Consider the following 21,290-nt stretch of genomic DNA (forward strand, 5'->3'; position numbering starts at 1 on the left):
TTGGCCACTGGGAAGCTGACTTGATGATCTTTCGAAAAGAGCATGGTCCGGCCAACGTGGCCACAGTTGTCGAAAGGATAAGCCGCTATACGGTCATCTTCCGCAACAATGACCGGCGGTCCAAACCGCTCATGGACAATCTGATCAACCTGCTTTCGCCCCTGCCCTGGCATGCCCGACAGAGCCTGACCTTCGACCGTGGGCTCGAGTTCGTGTCCTGGCGCGAGCTTGAGAAAGGGCTGGGGGCGCAGGCCTGGTTCTGCGATCCGCAGGCGCCCTGGCAGAAGCCCACCGTCGAGAACACCAATCGGCGCGTCCGGCGCTGGCTTCCCCGCGACACCATCCTGCTGGCGATCGAGCAAAAGGAGTTGCTGGGCCTGGCGCAGCGGATGAACGCCACGCCCCGCAAATGCCTGGGCTACAGGACGCCGGCAGAGGTCTTCCGCGAAGAGCTGGCGAAGACGTCAGGTGTCCAATAGCGTCCGCTATGCGGAACGGCGCGGACCCTCGCTGCAACCGCAGCCCAATGGCCTGCGCCAGCGCCAAGGTCGCTCAAGGGCTCCAAGCTGTCATTCCTAGATTACCCGCCTGATCCGGGCGGGCTGCGATGGCGGATGTCTCCGCCCGCCCAGATCAGGCTACGTCAGCGCCCGTGTCGCATTTCGAGTTGATTCCGCAACCCTGAACCTGACGCATCATTACGACGCCAACGGCCCCTATCGCGGCTGGAACCCGGCGGCGGTCATTGCGACGGTGGTGGGCGTGGTCGTGGCGCTGATCTTTTCGGGGATCAGCTGGTATGCCAGCCTGATCCCGGCGGGCCTCACCTATTGGCTGCTGATGCAGTATCTGCCCGCCGCACAGCGGTTCCGCGCCTGAATCGGAAAAGGCCCCCGGCATCGGGGGCCTTTTGCCTTACGCGGGCACCACCGGCACCGCGTGCCAGATGTCGCGCATATAGCCCCGGATCGTCCGGTCCGAGGAAAAGAACCCCGACCGCGCGATGTTCAGGGCCGCCATCCGGTCCCAGCCCGCCTGATCGGCATAGGCCCGGTCCACCGCCCGCTGCGCCGTGAAATAGGCGTCGAAATCGGACGCGACCAGGAACGGGTCGTCATTCCACGTCCGGTCCAACAGTGCGTAATAGCTTTCGGCGCGGCCGAACCGCCCTTCGGCGATCAGCTGCAGGGCGATCTTCATGTCCTCGCTGGCCTCGATGGCGCGGCGGGCATGGCCGGGGCGGGCCTTTTCCGCCGCCGCCTCCTCGGCGGTCAGGCCGAACAGGAAGAAGTTCTCGGGGCCCACATGCTCTCGGATCTCGACATTGGCGCCGTCCAGGGTGCCGATGGTCAGCGCGCCGTTCATGGTGAACTTCATGTTGCCGGTGCCGGACGCCTCCTTGCCGGCGGTGCTGATCTGTTCGGACAGGTCGGCTGCGGGGATCAGATCCTCGGCCATCGAGACGTTGTAGTTCGGCGGATAGGCGATCTGCAGCAGATCTCGCGTCACCGGGTCGTTGTTGATCGTCGTGGCCACGTCGTTGATCAAGTGGATCACCGATTTCGCCAACCAGTATCCCGGCGCGGCCTTGCCGCCAAAGATCTTGACGCGCGGGGTCCAGTTGCCGTTCGGGTCCTCCTGGATGCGGTGCCACAGCGCGATCGCCTCCAGCACATTCAGCAGCTGGCGTTTGTATTCGTGGATACGCTTGACCTGCACGTCAAAGATCGCGTCCGGGTCGGCCTTGACGCCCAAGCCCGCCAGCAGCCCGTTCGACAGGGCCACCTTGTTGGCACGCTTGGCAGCGTGCAGATGCTCCAGGAAGGCCGCGTCGCCGGCATGCGCCTCAAGGCCCGTCAGTTGGTCCAGATCCTTCGTCCAGCCGCTGCCGATCGTGTCGTCCAGCAGCCGCGTCAGGCCGGGGTTGGACATGCGCAGCCAGCGGCGCGGGGTCACGCCGTTGGTCTGGTTCACGATCCGGTCGGGATGCAGCTTGTGCAGGTCGGCAAAGACCGTGTCCTTGACCAGCTCGGTGTGCAGCGCGGACACGCCGTTCACGCGGCCCGCCATGATGAAGGCCAGTTCCCCCATGTGGACCTGATCGCCGTGGACGATGCCGATATGGGCGGGGCGGTTGGTGGTCTTGCGGTGATCCTCGTCGATCATCTGGATGATCTGCATGTGGCGTGGCAGGACACGGCCCATCAGCCAGGTGGACCACCGCTCCAACGCCTCGGGCAGCAGGGTGTGGTTCGTGTAGTTCAGCGTGCGGCGCGCCAGGTCCTGCGCCCGGTCGAAGGGCAGGCCGTGCACGTCCATCAGCAGGCGGATCAGCTCCGGGCCGGCGATGGCGGGGTGGGTGTCGTTCAGCTGGATCGCGACCTTGTCGGGCAGGATTTCCAGATCGCCATGTTCCGCCAGGAACCGCGCCATGATGTCCTGCAGCGCCGCCGAGGTCAGGAAATATTCCTGCTTCAGCCGCAGCTCCTTGCCCGATTCCGTGGTGTCGTCGGGATAGAGGACGCGCGACAGCGTGCGGGCCAGCGCTTCGGGTTCGGCGGCGGCGGTGTGGTCGCCCGCGTTGAAGCGCGACAGGTCCAGCAGCGTCGTCGGCAGCGCCCCCCACAGGCGCAGGCTGTTGGCCCAATCGCCGCCCCATCCGATGACCGGCGTGTCATAGGCGCGCGCGATCACGCTTTCGCCCGGATGCCAGACGGCGCGGCCATCGACCGTGTCGACATGGCCCTTGAACCCGATCTCATAGCTGTAGTTGATGCGCACAAATTCCCACGGGTGCGGCTGGTTCAGCCAATCCTCAGGGGTCTCGACCTGCTGGCCGGCCTCGAAACGCTGGCGGAACAGGCCGTGTTCGTACCGGATGCCATAGCCGAAGGCCGGGCAGGACAGCGACGACAGCGACTCCATGAAGCAGGCCGCCAGACGCCCCAACCCGCCATTGCCCAATGCCGCGTCGGGTTCGTCGTCCAGGATCACCTGCTCGTCCAGACCCAGCAGGGCCAGGGCTTCGCCCATGGCGGGCTCCAGGTTCAGGTTGATGATCGCATCGCCCAGGATGCGGCCGATCAGGAACTCCATCGACAGGTAATAGACCCGCTTGGCGCCCTGGTCGCGGGCGGCGCGGATGGCCTGGACCCAGGGGCCCACCATCAGGTCGCGCACCGTATAGCTGACGGCCAGGCGCCAGTCGAAAACGGTTGCGAATTCCGGGCCACGGCCCTGGGTGTGGGTCAGGTGATGCAGGATCTGGTCGCGCAGATCCTGTGCCGACGGTGCTTGGGTCAATTTCGGCCTCATAAGGCAGGGTAAATCAGGACATCCAGACGCGGCCATAGGGCGGCAAAGCCAGCATGTCGTCATGCAGCGTCACCGTCGCGTCGGACAGGATATCGCGCATGTCGGTCACGCCTTGAAAGCGCATCCAATCGCCGCTGACCTGTTGCCAGCTTTCCGTGAAATTGAAAAGGCACAGAATGCCGCCCTGGGGCGCGCGGCGGGCGAATGCCAAGATGGCGGGGTTGCCGCTGTCCAGAATCTCGGTCGGGTGCTCGCCATGCAGGCGGTCGCAGGACCGGCGCGCGGCCAGGATGGCGCGGGTGCCGTGCAGGACGCGCCCTTCGGGCGTGGTCGGGTCGCCGGCCGCGCGGGCGGCGCGGTCCCAGTCCATCGCGGGGCGGTTGATCCAGCGGCTGTCATGGGCGTGTTCCGGCACGTCCCGATAGCCGTGATCGTTCCCCATCGCCAGCTCATCGCCCATATAGATCAGGGGGATGCCGCCAAAGGACGCGATCAGCGCGTGGCCCAGCAGGATGCGGTCGACAGCCCGGTCGATGGCCAGAGGGTCGCCCGCGGCCAGACCGGCCTCCAGCCCCGCCAGTGCGGCAAAGCTGCCGGCGATGCGCTTGTCGCCGGTGTCCGGGTTCTGCTGGAACAGCACGCCGCGGGCAAAGCTGCCCGGATAGCTGCCGTCATAGAAATCCGACAGGAAGGCGCGATGCGCGGCGCCCGACAGGCCCAGGGCCCCGGCGTCCTCATCGGTGATCGCCCATCCGATGTCGTCGTGACAGCGGATATAGGTCGCATAGTTCGCGTTGGTCAGCACCGGCGGGAAATGCGTGCGCAGCACATGCGTCATCAGCCGCGTGTCGCGCGTGGCCAGGGCCGACCAGTACTGCACCATCAGGCTGTTGTGATAGCACAGGTTCCCCTCGCGCCCGTCATGCTCGCCCCGCCCGAAATAGGTCAGCATCTCGGCCGGGCCGACGATGGCCTCCTCAAGGTGGATGACCGCGCTGGCCGCGATCCGGGTGCAGGCGCGCAGCGCGCGCAGGATCATGTGAACCTCGGGCTGGCTTTGGCAGGTGGTGCCCATGCGTTTCCACATGAAAGCCACCGCGTCCAGGCGCAGCACGTCGACGCCCCTGTTGGCCAGGTTCAACATGATCCGCACGATCTCCAGGAACACCCGCGGATTGGCCCAGTTCAGGTCCCACTGGTGGTCGTTGAACGTGGTCCAGACCCATTTGCCGAATTCCGGATGATGGGTGAAGCTGCCCGGTGCCGTTTCGGGAAAGATCTCGATCAGCGACTGCTCATAGGCGCGGGGCAGCGTGTCGTCGTCGAACATCAGGTACATGTCCTGGTATTCCGGATCACCCGCCGCCGCGCGACGCGCCCATTCGTGTTCCTGCGCGGTGTGGTTCAGCACCAGATCGACGCACAGCGACATGCCCCGGTCGCGCAGGCTGCCCGCCAGCCGCGTCAGGTCGGCCATGCGCCCATAGGCCGGGTTGATCTGGCGGTAATCCATCACCGAATAGCCGCCGTCGCTGTCGCCCGGACGCGGCATCAGGCAGGGCATCAGGTGGACATAGCTGATGCCCAGATCGCGCAGGTAATCCAGCCGGTCATGCACCCCCGCCAGCGTCCCCGCAAAGCGGTCGATATAGAAGACATAGCCCGCCATGCCGGACCGCTGGAACCAGTCAGGCTCCAGGTCGCGCATCAGGTCCAGCCGTTTCAGGTCGGCGGGACGCGCGTCCCAGCCCTCGCGCAGCGCGCCCTCCAGTTCGGCGCGAAAGGCGTCGTAATCGGGGCGGTCGCCGTAAAGACGCTCCAGCATGGGCCAGAGGTCGGGGGCGCTGCGCGCCAGGCGCATGTCAAAGATCGAAGGGGTCATGAGGGGCCTTGGCTGGTCAGGACAAAGGCCGCGACACTGTCGGCGGCGATGGGTTCCAGGTCGCGGGCCGGCAGGTCCGTGTCGTCGTCGCGTGCACTGTCCAGGCGGCGGCGCCACTGGCCCTGCGGGGCCTCGGGCAGGCGGACCTGCGCCGCGGAGCCGTTGTTGAAGACCACGAAGACAGCGCCCGGCAGCGCGGCATAGGCCGGCGTGCCGGACGCCATGCGCATCTCGGCCGCCAGCAGGCGACCGTTGGGGTCGTTCCAGTCATCGGGCGACATCGCCTCGCCATCGGCCCGGCGCCAGAACAGGTCAGGCAGCCCGTCCTGTTCGCGCGGCTGGCTGTGCAGGAACCGCTTCTGCCGCAGGATCGGATGGGCGCGCCGGAACGCGATGACGCGGCGCACGAAATCCAGGAAGGCCGGGTCCGCACCCTCCCAATCGACCCAGCCCGTCGGATTGTCCTGGGCATAGGCGTTGTTGTTGCCGCCCTGGCTGTTGCCCAGCTCGTCCCCCGCCAGCAGCATCGGCGTGCCTTGGGACAGCATCAGCGTGGCGATCAGGTTGCGGCGGCGGCGGTTGCGGGCGGCCCGGATATCGGGGTCGTCGGTCGGCCCCTCGGCGCCCATGTTGTCGGACAGGTTGTGGTTGTGGCCGTCGCGGTTCTCCTCGCCATTGGCCTCGTTGTGCTTGTCGTTGAAGCTGACCGTGTCCATCAGCGTGAATCCGTCATGGGCGGCCACGAAATTCACCGAACTGGTCGCGGGCCGCCCGTCATGGTCGAACCGCGCGGCCGATCCCGCGACGCGTTTGGCCAGCTTGCCCAGCAGGCCCGGATCGCCCCGCCAGAAGCCGCGGATCTGGTCGCGATAGCGGTCGTTCCATTCCGCAAAGGGCGCGGGGTATGCGCCCAGCTGATATCCCCCCGGCCCGATATCCCAGGGTTCGGCGATCAGCTTGACCCGGTTCAGCACGGGGTCCTGGCGGATCGCGCGGAACAGCGGCGCGTCGCGGTCGAACACGCCGCGCGTGCGTCCCAGCACGGATGCCAGGTCAAAGCGGAACCCGTCCACATGCATCACCTGAACCCAATAGCGCAGCGAATCCATCACCAGCCGCAATGCAAAGGGGCTGTCCAGGTTCAGCACGTTCCCGGTGCCCGCATCGTTGACGTAATAGCGTGGATCATCGGCCAGACGGTAATAGGCGGCATTGTCCAGACCCCGGAAGGACAGGGTCGGGCCCAGCTGATTGCCCTCGGCGGTGTGGTTGTAGACCACATCCAGGATCACCTCGATCCCGGCCTTGTGGAACCGGGCGACCATCTGCTGGAACTCGGCGATCTCTCCGGTCTGCATATAGCGGGGTTCGGGCGCGAAGAACCCGTAGGACATGTAGCCCCAGTAATTCGTCAGCCCCTTGTCGGTCAGGAACCGGTCATCGGCAAAGGCATGGACAGGCAGCAGCTCGACCGCCGTGACGCCAAGGCGGGTCAGATGGTCCAGCACCGGCTCGGACGCCATGGCCAGATAGCTGCCGCGATGGGCGATGTCGGGGCGGCCGGCGGTCATGCCCTTGACATGCGCCTCGTAGATCACGGTTTCGGACAGGGGCCGGTGCAGCGGACGATCCTCGCCCCAGGCAAAGCTGGGGTCGACCACCACCGATTTGGGCATGTGCTGCGCGCTGTCGCGGCGGTCAAAGGACAGGTCGGCATCGTGATGGCCCATCCGATACCCCATCAGCGCGTCATGCGCGCGCGGGCTGCCGGTCAGGCGTTTGGCATAGGGGTCGATCAGCAGCTTGTTGGGGTTGAAGCGGTGACCCTCATGCGGGCGATAGGGGCCGTGCACGCGATAGCCATAGCGCTGGCCGGGGCGCAGCCCCTCGATATGGCCGTGCCAGACGTGACCGTCGCGTTCGGGCAGATCGACCCGCGTCTCTCGGTTCTTGTCGTCGAACAGGCACAGCACCACCCGGTCGGCATGCTGGGAAAAGATCGCGAAATTCACCCCGGCACCGTCGAACGTGGCACCCAGGGGGGTCGGATGCCCGGCGGTCATCGCGTGGCGTTGGGTCATGGGGTCTGCGTCAACCTTGCATAAAGATCGGCATAGGCGCGCGCCGATGGCGCCCATCCGACCGGATGGGCCATGGCATTGACCTGCATCCGCGTCCAGACCTCGCGGTCGGAAAACAGGCGCGCCAGCCGCATCAGCGCGCCGCGCAGCGCGACGGCGGTGACCGGGGCGAACTGGATGCCGGTCGCCACCCCGCGCGCCAGGCCCGCGGGCGATGCGTTGATCACCGTGTCGGCCAGCCCCCCAGTCAGCGCGACCACCGGGATGGTGCCATAGCGCAGACCGTACATCTGCGTCAGTCCGCAGGGTTCGAACCGCGACGGCACCAAGATCGCATCGCCCCCCGCGATCAGGCGGTGGGACAGCCCCTCGTCATAGCCGATGCGCACGGCGACGTTCGGGTCGCCCGCCGCCTGGCGGAACGCCTGCTCCAGGCCCGGATCGCCCGATCCCAGAACCGCCAGCTGTCCCCCCGCGCCCAGCAGCGCGGGTAGCGTCTCAAGGACCAGATCCAGCCCCTTCTGATGCGTCATCCGCGACACGATCACGCAAAGCGGCCCCGCCGCCTGCGGCAGGCCCAGCTCGGCCTGCAAGGCCGCCTTGGCCGCCGCCTTGCCCGAGGGGGCGTCGAACGCGGCGATGGCCGGGTCGGTGGCGGGGTTCCAGGCATCCTCGTCGATGCCGTTCAAGATGCCGGTCAGGTCCGCTTGCCGGTGGCGCATGACGCCGTCCAGGCCCATGCCGAATTCCGGGGTCATCAGCTCTTCGGCATAGCTGGGGGACACGGTCGTCAGCGCATCCGCCCCCATCAGCCCCGCCTTGAGCGCGGATATCGCGCCCCAGAACTCGTACCCCTCGCTGTAGAACCGCGCGGGGTCCAGGCGCAGCGAATGCAGCCGCCCCGGATCGGTCGATCCGGTAAAGGCGATGTTGTGGATGGTCAGCACCGTCCGCACCCCCGCCCCGCCCATGCGCGGCAGGTATTCGGTCATCAGCCCCGCCTGCCAGTCATGCCCGTGCAGAACCTGCGGGTGCCAGCCATCGGCCCCCTGAGCCGCGACATGCGCGCCCACCCAGGACAGGGCCGCAAAGCGCTCCGGGTTGTCGGGCCAGTCGCGCCCGTCCGGGCCCAGATAGGGGTTGCCGGGGCGGCCATACAGATGGGGCGCGTCGATCACCAGCAGGTCCAGCCCCGCGCCCCGCCCTTGCAGCAGGACCCCGGGGCCGCCGAACAGGTCCTCGAACGCGTGCACGGCCTCGGGTTCCTGCAGGGCGGCCATCACCGCCGGGTAACCGGGGACCAGGCTGCGCATCTGGACGCCCACGCCGGCCAGCGCGGCGGGCAGCGCGCCCGTGACATCGGCCAGCCCTCCGGTCTTGACCAGGGGGGCGATTTCGGAGGCGACCGACAGCACCCGCATCACAGCGATGCCGCCCGCCGGTCCAGCATGTCCTGGGTGATCAGAGTCACGCCGCCTTCGCTGACGCGGAACCAACGGGCATCGACCTCGAGGTCTTCGCCGACGATCAGCCCCTCGGGGATGACCACGCCGCGGTCGATGACCACGTTGCGCAGCCGCGCATGGCGATGGACGGTGACATAGGGCAGCACCACCGCGTGATCCAGCACCGCATAGCTGTTGGTGTGGACCTCGGTGAACAGCAGCGAATTCTTGACCTCGGTCCCCGAGATGATGCACCCCCCCGACACCATCGAGGATATCGCCATGCCCCGGCGGTCGGCCTCGTCATGGATGAACTTGGCGGGCGGCACGCTTTCGGAATAGGTCCAGATCGGCCAGTCGCGGTCCCACAGGTTCAGCTCGGGCGTGAAATCGGTCAGCGCGATATTGGCCTGCCAGAAGGCGTCGACCGTGCCCACGTCCTTCCAATAGGCCGGGGCGCCCGGATCGCGGACGCAGGACGTGTCGAACCGATGCGCCATCGCCTTGCCGTTCCTGACGATGTCGGGGATCAGGTCGGTGCCGAAATCATGGCTGGAATTGTCGTCCTGCGCATCGCGCAGCAGCAGGTCGCGCAGGAACGCCCAGTTGAAGACATAGATGCCCATCGACGCCAGCGCCTTGTCCGGCGCGCCGGGCATGGCGGGCGGATCGGCGGGTTTTTCCAGGAAGGACACGATGCGGCCCGTGGCATCCACGTCCATCACGCCAAAGGCGGTCGCCTCCATCCGCGGCACGGTCAGGCAACCCACGGTGACATCCGCGCCGCTGGCCACATGCTCGCGCAGCATGATTTCATAGTCCATCTTGTAGATGTGGTCGCCCGCCAGGATGATGATGTAATCGACGTCGTAATCGTCGACGATGTCGATGTTCTGGGTCACCGCATCGGCCGTGCCGCGGTACCAGTGATCCTCGGAGGTGCGCTGGCTGGCGGGCAGGATGTCCAGGAATTCGTTGCGTTCGGCCCGAAAGAAGTTCCAGCCGCGCTGGCAATGCCGGATCAGGCTGTGGGCCTTGTATTGCGTGGCGACCGCGATCTTGCGGATGCCGGAATTCATCGCGTTCGACAGGGCAAAATCGACGATGCGGGTCTTGCCGCCGAAATAGACGGCGGGCTTGACGCGACGGTCGGTCAGCTCCTTCAGGCGGCTGCCCCGGCCCCCCGCCAGCACGAATGCCATCGCCCGGCGCGTCAGCCGTTGCGTTTCCACCATGTTCCTCTCCTCCCTCATGAAATCAGCTGTCGGCCACGAAGATCACCACCGACAGCGGCGGCAATGTCACAGCCATCGAAGCCGGCTGGCCGTCCTGCGGTTCCCCATCCGCCGTGACGCCGCCAAGATTGCCCATGCCGCTGCCGCCGTACAGGGTCGCATCGGTGTTGATCGCCTCGCGCCACTGGCCCGCCTGTGGAACGCCGATGCGGAAACCGGGCCGCGGCACGGGCGTAAAGTTGCAGACCACCACCACCGGCGGATCACCCGCATCGCCGCGCCGCACCCAGGCATAGGTCGATTGCGCAGGGTCCGTCGCGATCCACTGGAACCCCTCGGGTTCGGCATCCTTGACGTGCAGAGCGGGCGTGTCGCGATAAAGCGCGTTCAGATCGCGCACCAGCGCCTGCACGCCCTGGTGCATCGGCTGGCTGGCCGCGTGCCAGTTCAGCTCTCCGTTGTGGTTCCACTCCTCGGGCTGGCCGAATTCGCAGCCCATGAACAGCAGCTTTTTCCCCGGATGCCCCCACATGAAGCCGTAATAGGCGCGCAGATTGGCGAATTGCTGCCATTCGTCGCCGGGCATCTTGTGCAGCAGGCTGCCCTTGCCGTGGACGACCTCGTCATGGCTGATCGGCAGGATGAAGTTCTCGGTGAACGCATACATCAGCCCAAAGCTCATCAGGTCGTGGTGATAGCGGCGATGGACCGGATCGCGGCTCATGTAGCGCAGGGTGTCGTTCATCCACCCCATGTTCCACTTGAACCCGAACCCCAGGCCCCCGGCATCCACAGGCGCGGACACCTTGGGAAACGAGGTGCTTTCCTCGGCCACGGTCATGATGCCGGGCTGTTCGCCATAGGCCTCGATGTTCATATTTTGCAGAAAGGCGATGGCTTCGTAATTCTCGCGGCCGCCATCCTTGTTGGGCACCCATTCGCCGTCCTTGCGGGAATAGTCGCGGTACAGCATGGACGCCACCGCATCCACGCGCAGCCCGTCGATGTGATATTCGTCCAGCCAATAGACGGCATTGGCGGTCAGGAAATTCTGCACCTCGGTCCGGCCATAGTTATAGATCAGCGTGTTCCAGTCCTGGTGGAACCCCTCGCGCGGGTCGGCATGCTCGTACAGCTCGGTCCCGTCGAACCGGACCAGACCATGCGCATCGGTCGGGAAATGCCCCGGCACCCAGTCCAGCAGCACCCCCAGCCCCGCCCGATGCGCCGCATCGACCAGATCGCGGAACTCATGCGGTGGGCCGAACCGGATCGTCGGCGCATAAAGGCCCACCGGCTGATAGCCCCAAGACCCGTCGAACGGAAATTCGCTGACCGGCATCAACTCCAGATGGGTGAACCCCATGTCCTTGGCATAGGACACCAGATCGCGCGCCATCTCCTGATAGGATAGCGGGCGCCCGCCATCGTCATACTTGCGCCGCCAGCTGCCGGGATGGACCTCATAGATGCTGATCGGCGCGCGGCGGTCCTGGGCTGCGGCGCGACCGGCCATCCAGTCCGCGTCCTTCCAGCCATAGCCCGCGATGTCGCGCACCACGCTGGCCTTTTCCGGCGGATGCTGGCTGCCGAAACCCACCGGATCGGCCTTCTGCATCACCCCGCCCTGGGCATCCAGGATCTCGTATTTGTACAGCGTGCCTTCGGTCAGGTCGGGCAGAAAGATCTCCCAGAACCCCTGGCCCACGCGGCGCATGGGGTGGCGGCGACCGTCCCATCCGTTGAACTGGCCCACGACCGACACGCGCTGCGCATTGGGCGCCCAGACCGCGAAATGGGTGCCCGAGACGCCCTGATGGGTCATCACATGCGCGCCCAGCACCCGCCACAAGCGCTTGTGCGTGCCTTCGGCCAGCAGGTGCAGGTCCATCTCTCCCAGGACGGGGCCGAACCGATAGGGGTCCTCGAATGTCCACTCGACCCCGCCCCCCGATCGCGCCTTCAACCGATAGGGCCCCGCGGGGATCGGTCCTGCGAACAGATCCCCCGCCACGCGCGCCAGGGGCACCGTGCCCCCCGCCCCGACGGCGGCCAGCGATGCCAGGTCCGGGTGGAACACCGTCAGCCACTGACCCTCGCCATGCGGGCGCGGCCCCAGGATTGAAAACGGTTGCGAACAGCGCCCCTCGGCCAAGGCGGCCTGATTGTCGGGGCTAAGCTGCGGAGGATTCGTGATTTTGTCCATAAGCCCTACCATAGCTGCGCCGTTGAATCAGGCAATCGAATGGTTAACGCTAACATCTCCTTTTTGATCCGGCTATAGTCATGCATGACTGAACAGGAATCCCGACCCGGAAAGGTGACGACATGGCGGAATGGTGGCGCGACGCGGTGATCTATCAGATCTATCCCCGCAGCTTTCAGGACAGCGACGGGGACGGCATCGGCGACCTGCCGGGCATCACGCGCAGGCTGGATCACGTGGCGGGGCTGGGGGTCGATGCGATCTGGCTGTCGCCCTTCTTCACCTCGCCGCAAAAGGACATGGGCTATGACGTGTCCGACTATACCGACGTCGACCCGCTGTTCGGCAGCATGGCCGATTTCGACGCGATGGTCGCGCGCGCACACGAGCTGGGCCTGAAGGTCATCATCGACCAGGTCATCAGCCATTCCAGCGACGTCCACCCCTGGTTCGAGGAAAGCCGCCAGTCGCGCGACAACCCCAAGGCCGACTGGTATGTCTGGGCCGACCCCAAGCCCGACGGCACGCCGCCCAACAACTGGCCCTCGGTCTTCGGCGGCCCGGCCTGGGAGTGGGAGCCGCGCCGGCGCCAGTATTACCTGCACAACTTCCTGATCGAACAACCCGACCTGAACATGTGGAACCCGGCGGTGCAGGACGCGCTGCTGGACACGATGCGGTTCTGGCTGGAACGCGGCGTCGATGGGTTCCGACTGGATACGGTGAACTATTATTTCCACGACAGCGACCTGCGCGACAACCCGCCCAATCCCGACCACAAGGGACCGGAAACCTATGGGTTCCAGCGCCACATCCATTCCAAGAACCGCCCCGAGAACATCGCCTTCCTGAAGCGGATGCGCGCGCTGACCGACGAATACGACGCGCGGATGATGGTGGGCGAGGTCGGCGACGGCGGCCAGGCGGCCATCGACATCATGGCCGAATACACCGCGGGCAGCGACCGCCTGCACATGTGCTACAGCTTCGAGATGCTCAGCCCCGAGTTCACCGCCGCGCATTTCCGCCACACGATCGAGGGTGTCCACGAACATGCCCCCGACAGCCATTCCTGCTGGTCGTTCTCCAACCATGACGTGGTCCGCCATGTCAGCCGGTGGGCCAGGCACGCCGAAAGCCCCGATGCGCTGGCACGCCAGTCCGCGGCGATGCTGCTGTCCTTTCCCGGCACGATCTGCCTCTATCAGGGGGAGGAGCTGGGCCAGACCGAGACCACGCTGGTCTATGAGGAGCTGACCGACCCCCCCGCCCTGCGCTTCTGGCCCGAGGTCAAGGGCCGCGACGGCTGCCGCACCCCGATGGTCTGGGATCAGGGCGAACCGCATGCCGGGTTCTCGGACACGACGCCCTGGCTGCCGGTCAAGGATGACCAGGCGATCCGCGCCGTCGCGCATCAGCAGGACCAGAACGACAGCGTGCTGGCGGCCTATCGGGCGGTGCTGGCCTTCCGCAAGGGCTCGGACGCGCTGCGTTTCGGCACGGCCGCGTTCCTGGACCTGCCCGAACCGGTGCTGGCCTTCCGGCGCGATCATGACGGTCAGACGCTGACGGCGGCGTTCAACCTGTCGCACACGCCGCGCACCCTGACGGTCGGCGGCGACACCGCGCTGACCGGTCCCAGCCATGCCACCCTGGAGGGGACGCGGCTGCAGCTGCCCGCTAACGGCTTTGCCTGGCTGACCGGATCGCCCACGCTGTCGGCCTGAACGAGCCGCCGGAGCCTCAGGGCTCCGGCTTGCGCCAAACGAACAGGGCCAGCGCCAGATACACCGCGGCCGCACCGAACAGCATGGCCCAGACCGGGCTTGCGAACCACAGCTCGACCCCCGCCCAGATCAGCGGCAGCATCACGCACAGGACGCGCACCCACAGCGGGCGAAAGAACGGCGCATCGGGATCGACAAGCTTCATGACTAACCTTTCAGGGGCTTGGCCACGGCGTGGCTCAGGTAGATGGGGGGCTCAGAGGGATGGCGGCTCGGGCTGACGGGGGGTCCGGGGGGCTGGCCCCCCGGCCGTCGCGGGACGCAACAGCCCGCGCTGCCAGGGCGGGTCCACCGCAAAGGCCGCCGCGATGTGATCGACAAAGGCGCGGGTCTTGCGCGGCAGCGGCCGGATCGGCGGCCAGACCACGCTGATCGGCAGCGGGTCCTGCGCCAGATCGGGCAGCAGCCGCACCAGCCGCCCGTCGCGCAGCGCGTCATGCACGATGAACAGCGGCAGCAGCGCCAGCCCCAATCCGCCGATGGCCAGATCGCGCATCGCCTCGCCATTGTTGGCCGACACGCGGCTCTGCCGGGGCGGGGGGATCTCGGCGCCAAACGGCCAGATCTCGGCCAGGCGCGCATTCAGATAGCCGATGACCTCGTGCCCGGCCAGGTCGGCGGGTGCCGCCACCGCGCCATGCTGCGCCAGGTAATCGGGGCTGGCGACCAGGGCGCGGGGGTCTTCGCACAGGCGCCGCGCCATCAGGCTGCTGTCCTTCAGATGCCCGATGCGCAGCCCCAGGTCGAACCCCGCCCGGCCCAGATCCGCCTGCCGGTCGTCGTAATCCAGCACGATCTCCAGCCCCGGATGCGCGCGGGCGAACCCCGCGATCACCGGGCCCAGATGCCGGATGCCGAAGCTCATCGGCGCCGCGATGGCCAGCCGCCCGCGCAGGCCCGCCTCGGGGGCGGCGACGCTCTCGGTGGCCGCGACCAGTTCGGCCAGCGCCGGGCGCAACCGCTCGGCCAGGGCCAGGGCGCTGTCGGTGGCCGTGATCCGCCCCGCATGGCGGGTGAACAGTGCGACCCCCAGGGCGGCCTCGAAATCGCTGATCCGCTTGCTGACCACCGATTTCGACAGATCGCCACGCGCCGCCGCCCCCGAGATGCTGCCCGCATCCAGAACCGCCAGAAACGTCTCGATATCCGTGATCGTCCACCCCATGCCGCCAGCCTAGCAGCTGTGCACCCGTTCGCAAGAACCGAACGCCGCGTTGCCACCGCGACGGGTGCCGCGAACGCCCGCGCCACGCCATATTGTCCTCAAGCCAATGGGAAACATCAGGAGCCTGCAATGCAGCTTACCGGAATCCATCACCTGACCGCCATCACCGCCGACGCGGCGGCCAACAACCGTTTCTATACCCAGACCCTGGGCCTGCGCCGCGTGAAAAAGACCGTGAACCAGGACGACACCTCGGCCTATCATCTGTTCTTCGCGGACGGGGCGGGCAGCCCCGGCACCGACATCACCTTCTTCGACTGGCCCGCGGCGCCCGAACGGCGCGGCACCAATGCCATCACCCGCACCGGGCTGCGCGTGTCCGAAGACAGCCTGGATTACTGGGCCGACCGCCTGCAGGGCCTGGACGCGCGCCTGACCACCATCGACGGCCGCCCCAGCCTGGAGGTCGAGGACCCCGAGGGCCAGCGCCTGCGCCTGATCGCCGCGCCGAACCCGGCGAGCCAGCCCTGGGACCGCAGCGACGTCCCCGCCGAACACCAGATCCACGGCCTAGGGCCGATCACCATCTCGGTTCCCGACCTGGCCCCGACCGAGGCGGTGCTGACCCAGGTGATGAACATGCGCAAGGTCCGCGACTATGCCAGCCCCGACGGGCAGGGCCAGGTCCATGTGTTCGAGATGGGCGAGGGCGGCGCCGCGGCCGAACTGCATGTCGCGGTCCAGCCCGGCCTGCCCCAGGCCCGCCAGGGCGCGGGCGGGGTGCATCACGTGGCCTTTCGCGTGCCCGACACCGCCGCCCTGACCGCCTGGACCGAGCGCGTGTCCCGGTTCCGCGTGCCCAGCAGCGGCGAGGTCGAGCGGTTCTACTTCCGGTCGTTGTATTTCCGCGAGCCGGGGGGCAACCTGTTCGAACTGGCGACCGACGGGCCGGGCTTTGACGTGGACGAGCCTTTCGAGACGATGGGCGAGGGCCTGTCCCTGCCGCCCTTCCTGGAGGGCAAGCGCCAGCAGATCGAGGCCGGGCTGAAACCCCTGGCCTGACCCAACGGGCGGAGATGGCGATGACGGTGATTCTGGGACTTTCGGGCAGCCTGCGGCGGGCGTCGCTGAACACGGGCCTGTTGCGGGCGGCGGCCGAGGTCGCGCCCGACGGCGTGACCGTCGAGATCGGCGATATCCGCGACGTGCCGCTCTATGATGGCGATCTGGAGGCGGCGGAGGGAATTCCCGCCGCCGTCACCGCGCTGACCGACCGGCTGGCTGCGGCGGACGGGCTGCTGCTGGTCAGCCCGGAATACAACAACGGCGTGCCCGGCGTGCTCAAGAACGCGATCGACTGGATGTCGCGCGGCCCCGGCATGGGGGCCTTCAAGGGCAAGCCTGTGGCCGTCATCGGCGCCTCGCCCGGCAATTTCGGCACCGCGCATGCGCAATCGCATTGGCTGCCGGTGCTGCGCATGCTGTCCACCCGCCCCTGGTGGGAGGGACGGCTGATGGTGTCGCGCGCGGGCGATCTGTTCGACGATCAGGGCACCCTGACCGACGACAAGACCCGCGACAGGCTGGCCGATTTCATCGCGGGCTTTGCCGGCAGCCTGACGCGCCCCTGACCGCCACGCCAAAACCCGACAGGCGCCGCCCCCTTCAGCCAGGGCGCACAGACCGCCAACACGCGGTCATGGCAGGCCGCCACCTGTGGCATTCCGGCAACGGAATGACGCGTTGCAGCAATTCCCGGACCCGGGGGTGGAACAAGACAGGTCCCGATGCGGTTTGCCCGCCGTCAAGCCCTTCACCAGTGTGCCCCGCCCCGGTTGCCCCCGGCGCGGGGCTTTTCTCAATCGACGATCCGGCCCAGCCAGGCGGTGGCCGCCACCAGATCGTCGGGCGACAGTTCGTGACCGGCGGGCAGACGGCGCGCGTCCAGGTCGGCCCCCGATGCCGCCAGCCAGTCGTTCAGCGCCGGCGCATGCACACCGTAAGGATCGCGCGCGCCCTCCAGCGTCAGCACCCGTAGGCCGGTCAGATCGGCCTCGGGCACCGGGTCCAGCGCCAGCATGGGCCGCATCAGGATCGCGCGGGCGATCAGCCCCGGATGCAGCGCCATGACCGCGCCCGCGAAATTCGCGCCGTTGGAATAGCCCAGCACCGTGATCCGCGCCGGGTCCAGGTCATAGGCCGCCACGGCCTCCTGCCAGAAACCGGCAAAGGCCGCAGCCTCGGCCCGGATGTCGGCTTGGTCAAAGGTGGTCATGGACAGGCGGCGAAAGAACCGCGCCACGCCCTCTTCGGTGGACCGCCCGCGCAGCCCCAGCAGGGTCGCGCGCGGCGCGATCCGATGGGCCAGCGGCATCAGGTCGGTTTCCGACCCGCCGGTGCCGTGCAGCAGGATCACGGTCGAGCCGTCGGGGTCCTCGGGGGTGTGGATGCGGTGGGTGAAGGGCAGGTCGCGCATGGGTCTCCTTTCCTCGCCCGGTCGGGCGAATTGCGGCAGGCGCAGCCGCAGGTCGGTCGTGTCGGTGAAATGCGGCGGGACCATCAGGGTCCGGCCAAGGTCGGCCTCGTCCACGGCCATGCCGGGGCCGTCGGTCGCCAGTTCGATCAGCAGGCCCGCCGGGTCGCGGACATAAAGCGAGGTGAAATACAGCCGGTCATGCACGGTCACGTCCGCCAGCCGCGCCTGATGGGCGCGGATCGCCGCGACGTCGGGCACGCGCAGGGCGACGTGGTCGATCACCCCGGTCCCCGGAATGCCCGGCACGAAACCGGACGCATCGCGGATATCCAGCACGTCGCGGTCGGAGGCCAGGCGCGTCACGCCCCCCTCGACCCCCTGCGGCAGATAGCCGAAGGGCGCCAGAAAGGCCGCCGTCGCCTGCGCATCATCGGACCACAGCGTGACGCCGTGCAGGCGCGCGGGCGCGGCGGGCCAGCCCGCATCGGGGATGTCCCCGCCGACCAGCTTGACAATGATCCCGTCCGGGTCGCGCAGGCGCAGGACCGGCGCGCCGAATTCGCGGACCGGCCCCTCGATGCGCAATCCGTGCTGCATGGCGCGGGTCAGCCAGTCGCCGATCCGTGCGCGCGGGATGGCCAGTGCGATCTCGGCCACCTGTGCGTGGCCCACGCGACCCGGTGCGCCGTCCTGCCAGACCAGAAAGCTGACCAGCGATCCGGGCGTGCCGGTGGCGTCGCCATAGAACAGGTGCAGCTGTTCGGCATCCTCGAACCCCGCGGTCTGCTTGACCAGCGACAGCCCCAGAAAGCCCATCCAGAAATCGACACTGGCCTGCACGTCGCGCGTGATGGCCGTCACGTGATGAAGTCCCGTCATGGCGACCTCCTTTCAGGGTCCAAGATGCCCGTGGCCACCGTTCGGCGCCACGGGGGTCGTGCGCAACCCGGCGTTCGCATCGGGCGAACGCCTGCGCGCTTGCCCGATGGCCCGCAAACCCCCACCCTCGGGAACAGCACAGGAGAGAACGCCATGAGCTGGAACCCCGCCCTGACCCCCGGATGCCCCGACGCCATCGGCGCCGATGCCATCGAGACGCTGATCATCCCCCGCGCCCGCGACCTGGGCGGGTTCGAGGTGCGCCGCGCCCTGCCCGCCCCCAAACGCCAGATGGTCGGCCCGTTCATCTTCTTTGACCAGATGGGCCCGGCCGAGTTTCTGACCGATCAGGGCATCGACGTGCGCCCGCATCCCCATATCGGCCTGGGCACGGTCACCTATCTGTATCGCGGCAGCTTTCAGCATCAGGACAGCACCGGCGCCGATCAGATCATCACGCCCGGCGCGCTGAACTGGATGGTGGCGGGGCGCGGCGTGACCCATTCCGAACGCAGCCCCGAGGCCGTGCGCGCCGGGCCCAGCAGCCTGCTGGGCATCCAGACCTGGATCGCCCTGCCGGAAACGCATGAGGACATCGCCCCCAGCTTTGAGCATCACGCCGCCACCGCCCTGCCCGAGATCCGCGACCAGGGGATCGAGGCGCGGCTGATCCTGGGCCGCGCCTATGGCGAGATCGCGCCCGCGACGATGCATTCCGACACCTTCTATCTGGACGTGACGCTGGCCCCCCGCGCCCGCTTTCCCTCGCCCGTCGATCACGAGGATCGCGGCCTGTATATCACCGAAGGCAGCGTCAGCATCGCCGGGCAGGAGTTCCAGGCCGGCCAGATGATGGTGTTCCGCCCCGGCGACGCGATCACGGTGGCGGCGGGCGACCGGGGCGCGCGGCTGATGGCGCTTGGCGGGGCCACGCTGAACGGGCCGCGCCACATCTGGTGGAATTTCGTCGCCTCATCGCGCGAACGCATCGAGGTCGCGAAACAGGAATGGCGCGAGGCGCGTTGGGGTCAAGGACGGTTCGACCTGCCGCCGGGCGACCGCGACGAACACATCCCCTTGCCGTGACGGAGAGACATATGCCCAAGACCCCCCACGAGATGCTGGAATTCTGGTTCTCGGACCAGATGCGCCCCTATTGGTTCGCGAAATCCGACGATATCGACAAGGACATCGCCGCCCGGTTCAGCGACACCTATGAGGAGGCCCATGCCGGTCGGCTGGACGCCTGGATGGACGCGCCCGACAGCGCGCTGGCGCTGGTGATCGCGCTGGACCAGTTCCCGCGCAACATCCATCGCGGCGGGCCGCGCAGCTTTGAATCGAACGACCTGGCGCTGCGCCATGCCCGCACCGCGCTGGATCAGGGCCACGACCTGGGCCAGCCGGCCGAGCGGCGGCAGTTCTTCTACCTGCCCTTCATGCACAGCGAGGATCTGGCCGATCAGGACCGCTCGGTCGCGCTGTATGAACAGCTGGGCAACGACCACTCGCTGCATTTCGCGCGCGAACATCGCGATATCGTGGCCCGCTTTGGCCGCTTTCCGCATCGCAACGCGATCCTGGGCCGTGACAGCACCCCCGAGGAATCCGAGTTCCTCAAGACGCATTCCGGCTTCTGATCTTGCCTCGGACGGGCGGGGATCCTAGCCTGCGCGTCATGGAAACCCTGCCCTGCTTTTACGCGCCCGACACCGCCGCCCACGACCCGCAGTTCTGGATGCTGCGCGGGGTGCCGATGGCCAACAAGGAAACCGCCGAACGGGCCGACCGCCTGCTGGCGGGCATCGCGCAGGTCGGCCTGACGGTGACCGATCCGCCGGTCACCGACCGCGCGCCCATGCATGCGGTCCACACCGCGCGATACCTGGCGTTCCTGGAAACCGCATGGGAGGAATGGCAGACCGCCCCCGGCGCGGGCGCCGAGGTCGTGGCCAACCTGCATCCGCAAAAGGCGCATCAGACCTATCCCTCGGGCATCACCGGGCGGGCGGGCTGGCACATGGCCGATACCGGATGCCCGCTTGGGCGCGACACCTACCGGGCGGCGCTGCGGGGCGTGGACACGGCGCTGGCGGCCGCAGCGGCGGTGACGGCGGGCGCGCGGGCGGCCTATGCGCTGTGCCGTCCACCGGGGCATCACGCCGATGCCGACACGGCGGCGGGGCATTGTTTCCTGAACAATTCGGCCATCGCGGCCCAGGCCCTGCGCGCGCACCACAACCGCGTCGCGGTGCTGGACATCGACGTGCATCACGGAAACGGCACGCAGGAGATCTTCTACGACCGCGCCGATGTGCTGACCGTATCGGTCCATGCCGACCCGGATGCGTTCTATCCCTTTTATCTGGGCCATGCGCATGAGGTCGGGGCGGCGGGCACCAACCTGAACCTGCCGCTGCCTTTGAGGTCGGGCGACGACATCTGGCTGACCGCCCTCGACCGCGCGCTGGAGCGCATCGCGGATTTCGCACCGGGCGCGCTGGTCCTGGCCCTGGGGCTGGACGCGCATGAGCGGGACCCGTTCCGCGGGCTGCAGGTCACGACGCCGGGCTTTGCCCGCGCCGCCGCGCGCATCAAGGCCGCAGGCCTGCCCACCGTCATCGTGCAGGAGGGCGGCTATCTCTCCGAGGATCTGACCCATAACCTGGCCGCCACCCTGCGGGGCTGGATCGAGGCGCCCTGACCGGTCTATAGCGGGCCGAAAACGTATGGCCCGCCCCGTCTGCAAGCGGCAATTTTTGATGACATGATCAGTCTGCACAAACGTATCCGGCATGTCGGCACAAAGGCCGCCGCCA

At 67.6% G+C, this 21,290-nt stretch carries 17 protein-coding genes; 8 read left to right on the forward strand and 9 right to left on the reverse strand.

Annotation, left to right across the window (positions count from 1 at the left end):
• On the forward strand, positions 1-479 hold a 479-nt coding region (locus ABS73_RS15760; RefSeq protein WP_286693556.1), incomplete at its 5' end, for an IS30 family transposase.
• Between the two features lie 112 nt (positions 480-591).
• The gene (locus tag ABS73_RS15765; protein ID WP_277019173.1) at positions 592-879 is read left to right on the forward strand and encodes a cytosine permease; all 288 of its coding nucleotides are present in this window, start codon (positions 592-594) and stop codon (positions 877-879) included.
• A 36-nt stretch (positions 880-915) separates the two neighbouring features.
• Here ABS73_RS15765 and ABS73_RS15770 read toward each other — a convergent pair whose 3' ends face one another.
• From ABS73_RS15770 to glgB, 6 genes are read right to left on the reverse strand one after another with little or no spacing between them, the layout of a single operon-like run.
• Entirely contained in the window at positions 916-3,315 is a 2,400-nt protein-coding gene (locus tag ABS73_RS15770) for a glycogen/starch/alpha-glucan phosphorylase (RefSeq protein ID WP_423805156.1), read from the reverse strand.
• 13 nt (positions 3,316-3,328) lie between these two features.
• Positions 3,329-5,197: an alpha-amylase family glycosyl hydrolase gene (locus ABS73_RS15775; RefSeq protein ID WP_277019147.1), complete on the reverse strand. Its 1,869-nt coding sequence runs from the start codon at positions 5,195-5,197 to the stop codon at positions 3,329-3,331.
• A complete protein-coding gene (gene glgX / locus ABS73_RS15780; protein WP_277019149.1) occupies positions 5,194-7,278 on the reverse strand; it encodes a glycogen debranching protein GlgX in 2,085 nt (694 codons plus the stop codon). Before glgX ends, ABS73_RS15775 begins: the two co-directional genes overlap by 4 nt.
• Positions 7,275-8,702 (reverse strand): glycogen synthase GlgA, encoded by a 1,428-nt coding sequence (gene glgA, locus ABS73_RS15785; protein ID WP_277019151.1) that lies wholly within the window; start codon positions 8,700-8,702, stop codon positions 7,275-7,277. The genes glgX and glgA overlap by 4 nt, the downstream gene beginning before the upstream one ends.
• Entirely contained in the window at positions 8,699-9,958 is a 1,260-nt protein-coding gene (glgC, locus tag ABS73_RS15790; RefSeq protein ID WP_277019153.1) for a glucose-1-phosphate adenylyltransferase, read from the reverse strand. Before glgC ends, glgA begins: the two co-directional genes overlap by 4 nt.
• A 22-nt stretch (positions 9,959-9,980) precedes the next feature.
• On the reverse strand, positions 9,981-12,164 hold the full coding sequence (gene glgB / locus ABS73_RS15795) for a 1,4-alpha-glucan branching protein GlgB (protein ID WP_277019155.1): 2,184 nt from the start codon (positions 12,162-12,164) through the stop codon (positions 9,981-9,983).
• Positions 12,165-12,286: 122 nt separating this feature from the next.
• On the opposite strand from glgB, the gene ABS73_RS15800 reads away from it, so the two are divergent.
• Entirely contained in the window at positions 12,287-13,891 is a 1,605-nt protein-coding gene (locus ABS73_RS15800; RefSeq protein WP_277019156.1) for an alpha-glucosidase, read from the forward strand.
• Between the two features lie 16 nt (positions 13,892-13,907).
• Here ABS73_RS15800 and ABS73_RS15805 read toward each other — a convergent pair whose 3' ends face one another.
• Positions 13,908-14,096: a hypothetical protein gene (locus ABS73_RS15805; protein ID WP_136854881.1), complete on the reverse strand. Its 189-nt coding sequence runs from the start codon at positions 14,094-14,096 to the stop codon at positions 13,908-13,910.
• Positions 14,097-14,147: 51 nt separating this feature from the next.
• Entirely contained in the window at positions 14,148-15,116 is a 969-nt protein-coding gene (locus tag ABS73_RS15810; protein ID WP_277019159.1) for a LysR family transcriptional regulator, read from the reverse strand.
• 129 nt (positions 15,117-15,245) lie between these two features.
• Between ABS73_RS15810 and ABS73_RS15815 the strand changes: the two genes are divergently transcribed.
• Both ABS73_RS15815 and ABS73_RS15820 read left to right on the forward strand, forming a co-directional pair.
• A complete protein-coding gene (locus ABS73_RS15815) occupies positions 15,246-16,178 on the forward strand; it encodes a ring-cleaving dioxygenase (RefSeq protein ID WP_277019161.1) in 933 nt (310 codons plus the stop codon).
• Between the two features lie 20 nt (positions 16,179-16,198).
• Positions 16,199-16,747 carry an NADPH-dependent FMN reductase gene (locus tag ABS73_RS15820; protein ID WP_277019163.1) on the forward strand — a complete coding sequence of 183 codons (549 nt, stop codon included), beginning with the start codon at positions 16,199-16,201 and terminating at the stop codon, positions 16,745-16,747.
• Positions 16,748-16,974: 227 nt separating this feature from the next.
• Here ABS73_RS15820 and ABS73_RS15825 read toward each other — a convergent pair whose 3' ends face one another.
• Positions 16,975-18,471, reverse strand: a complete 1,497-nt coding sequence (locus ABS73_RS15825; RefSeq protein WP_277019165.1) for a VOC family protein — start codon at positions 18,469-18,471, stop codon at positions 16,975-16,977.
• A gap of 153 nt (positions 18,472-18,624) precedes the next feature.
• On the opposite strand from ABS73_RS15825, the gene ABS73_RS15830 reads away from it, so the two are divergent.
• From ABS73_RS15830 to ABS73_RS15840, 3 genes are read left to right on the forward strand one after another with little or no spacing between them, the layout of a single operon-like run.
• A complete protein-coding gene (locus ABS73_RS15830; protein ID WP_277019167.1) occupies positions 18,625-19,557 on the forward strand; it encodes a pirin family protein in 933 nt (310 codons plus the stop codon).
• A gap of 11 nt (positions 19,558-19,568) precedes the next feature.
• Positions 19,569-20,111, forward strand: coding sequence for a DUF924 family protein (locus ABS73_RS15835; RefSeq protein WP_277019169.1), 543 nt, complete (start codon positions 19,569-19,571; stop codon positions 20,109-20,111).
• A 38-nt stretch (positions 20,112-20,149) separates the two neighbouring features.
• Positions 20,150-21,175: a histone deacetylase family protein gene (locus ABS73_RS15840; RefSeq protein WP_277019171.1), complete on the forward strand. Its 1,026-nt coding sequence runs from the start codon at positions 20,150-20,152 to the stop codon at positions 21,173-21,175.
• Positions 21,176-21,290 lie beyond the last annotated feature (115 nt).

The sequence above is a fragment of the Paracoccus sp. SCN 68-21 genome (assembly GCF_001724535.1).
Taxonomy (GTDB): Bacteria; Pseudomonadota; Alphaproteobacteria; order Rhodobacterales; family Rhodobacteraceae; genus Paracoccus; species Paracoccus hibiscisoli.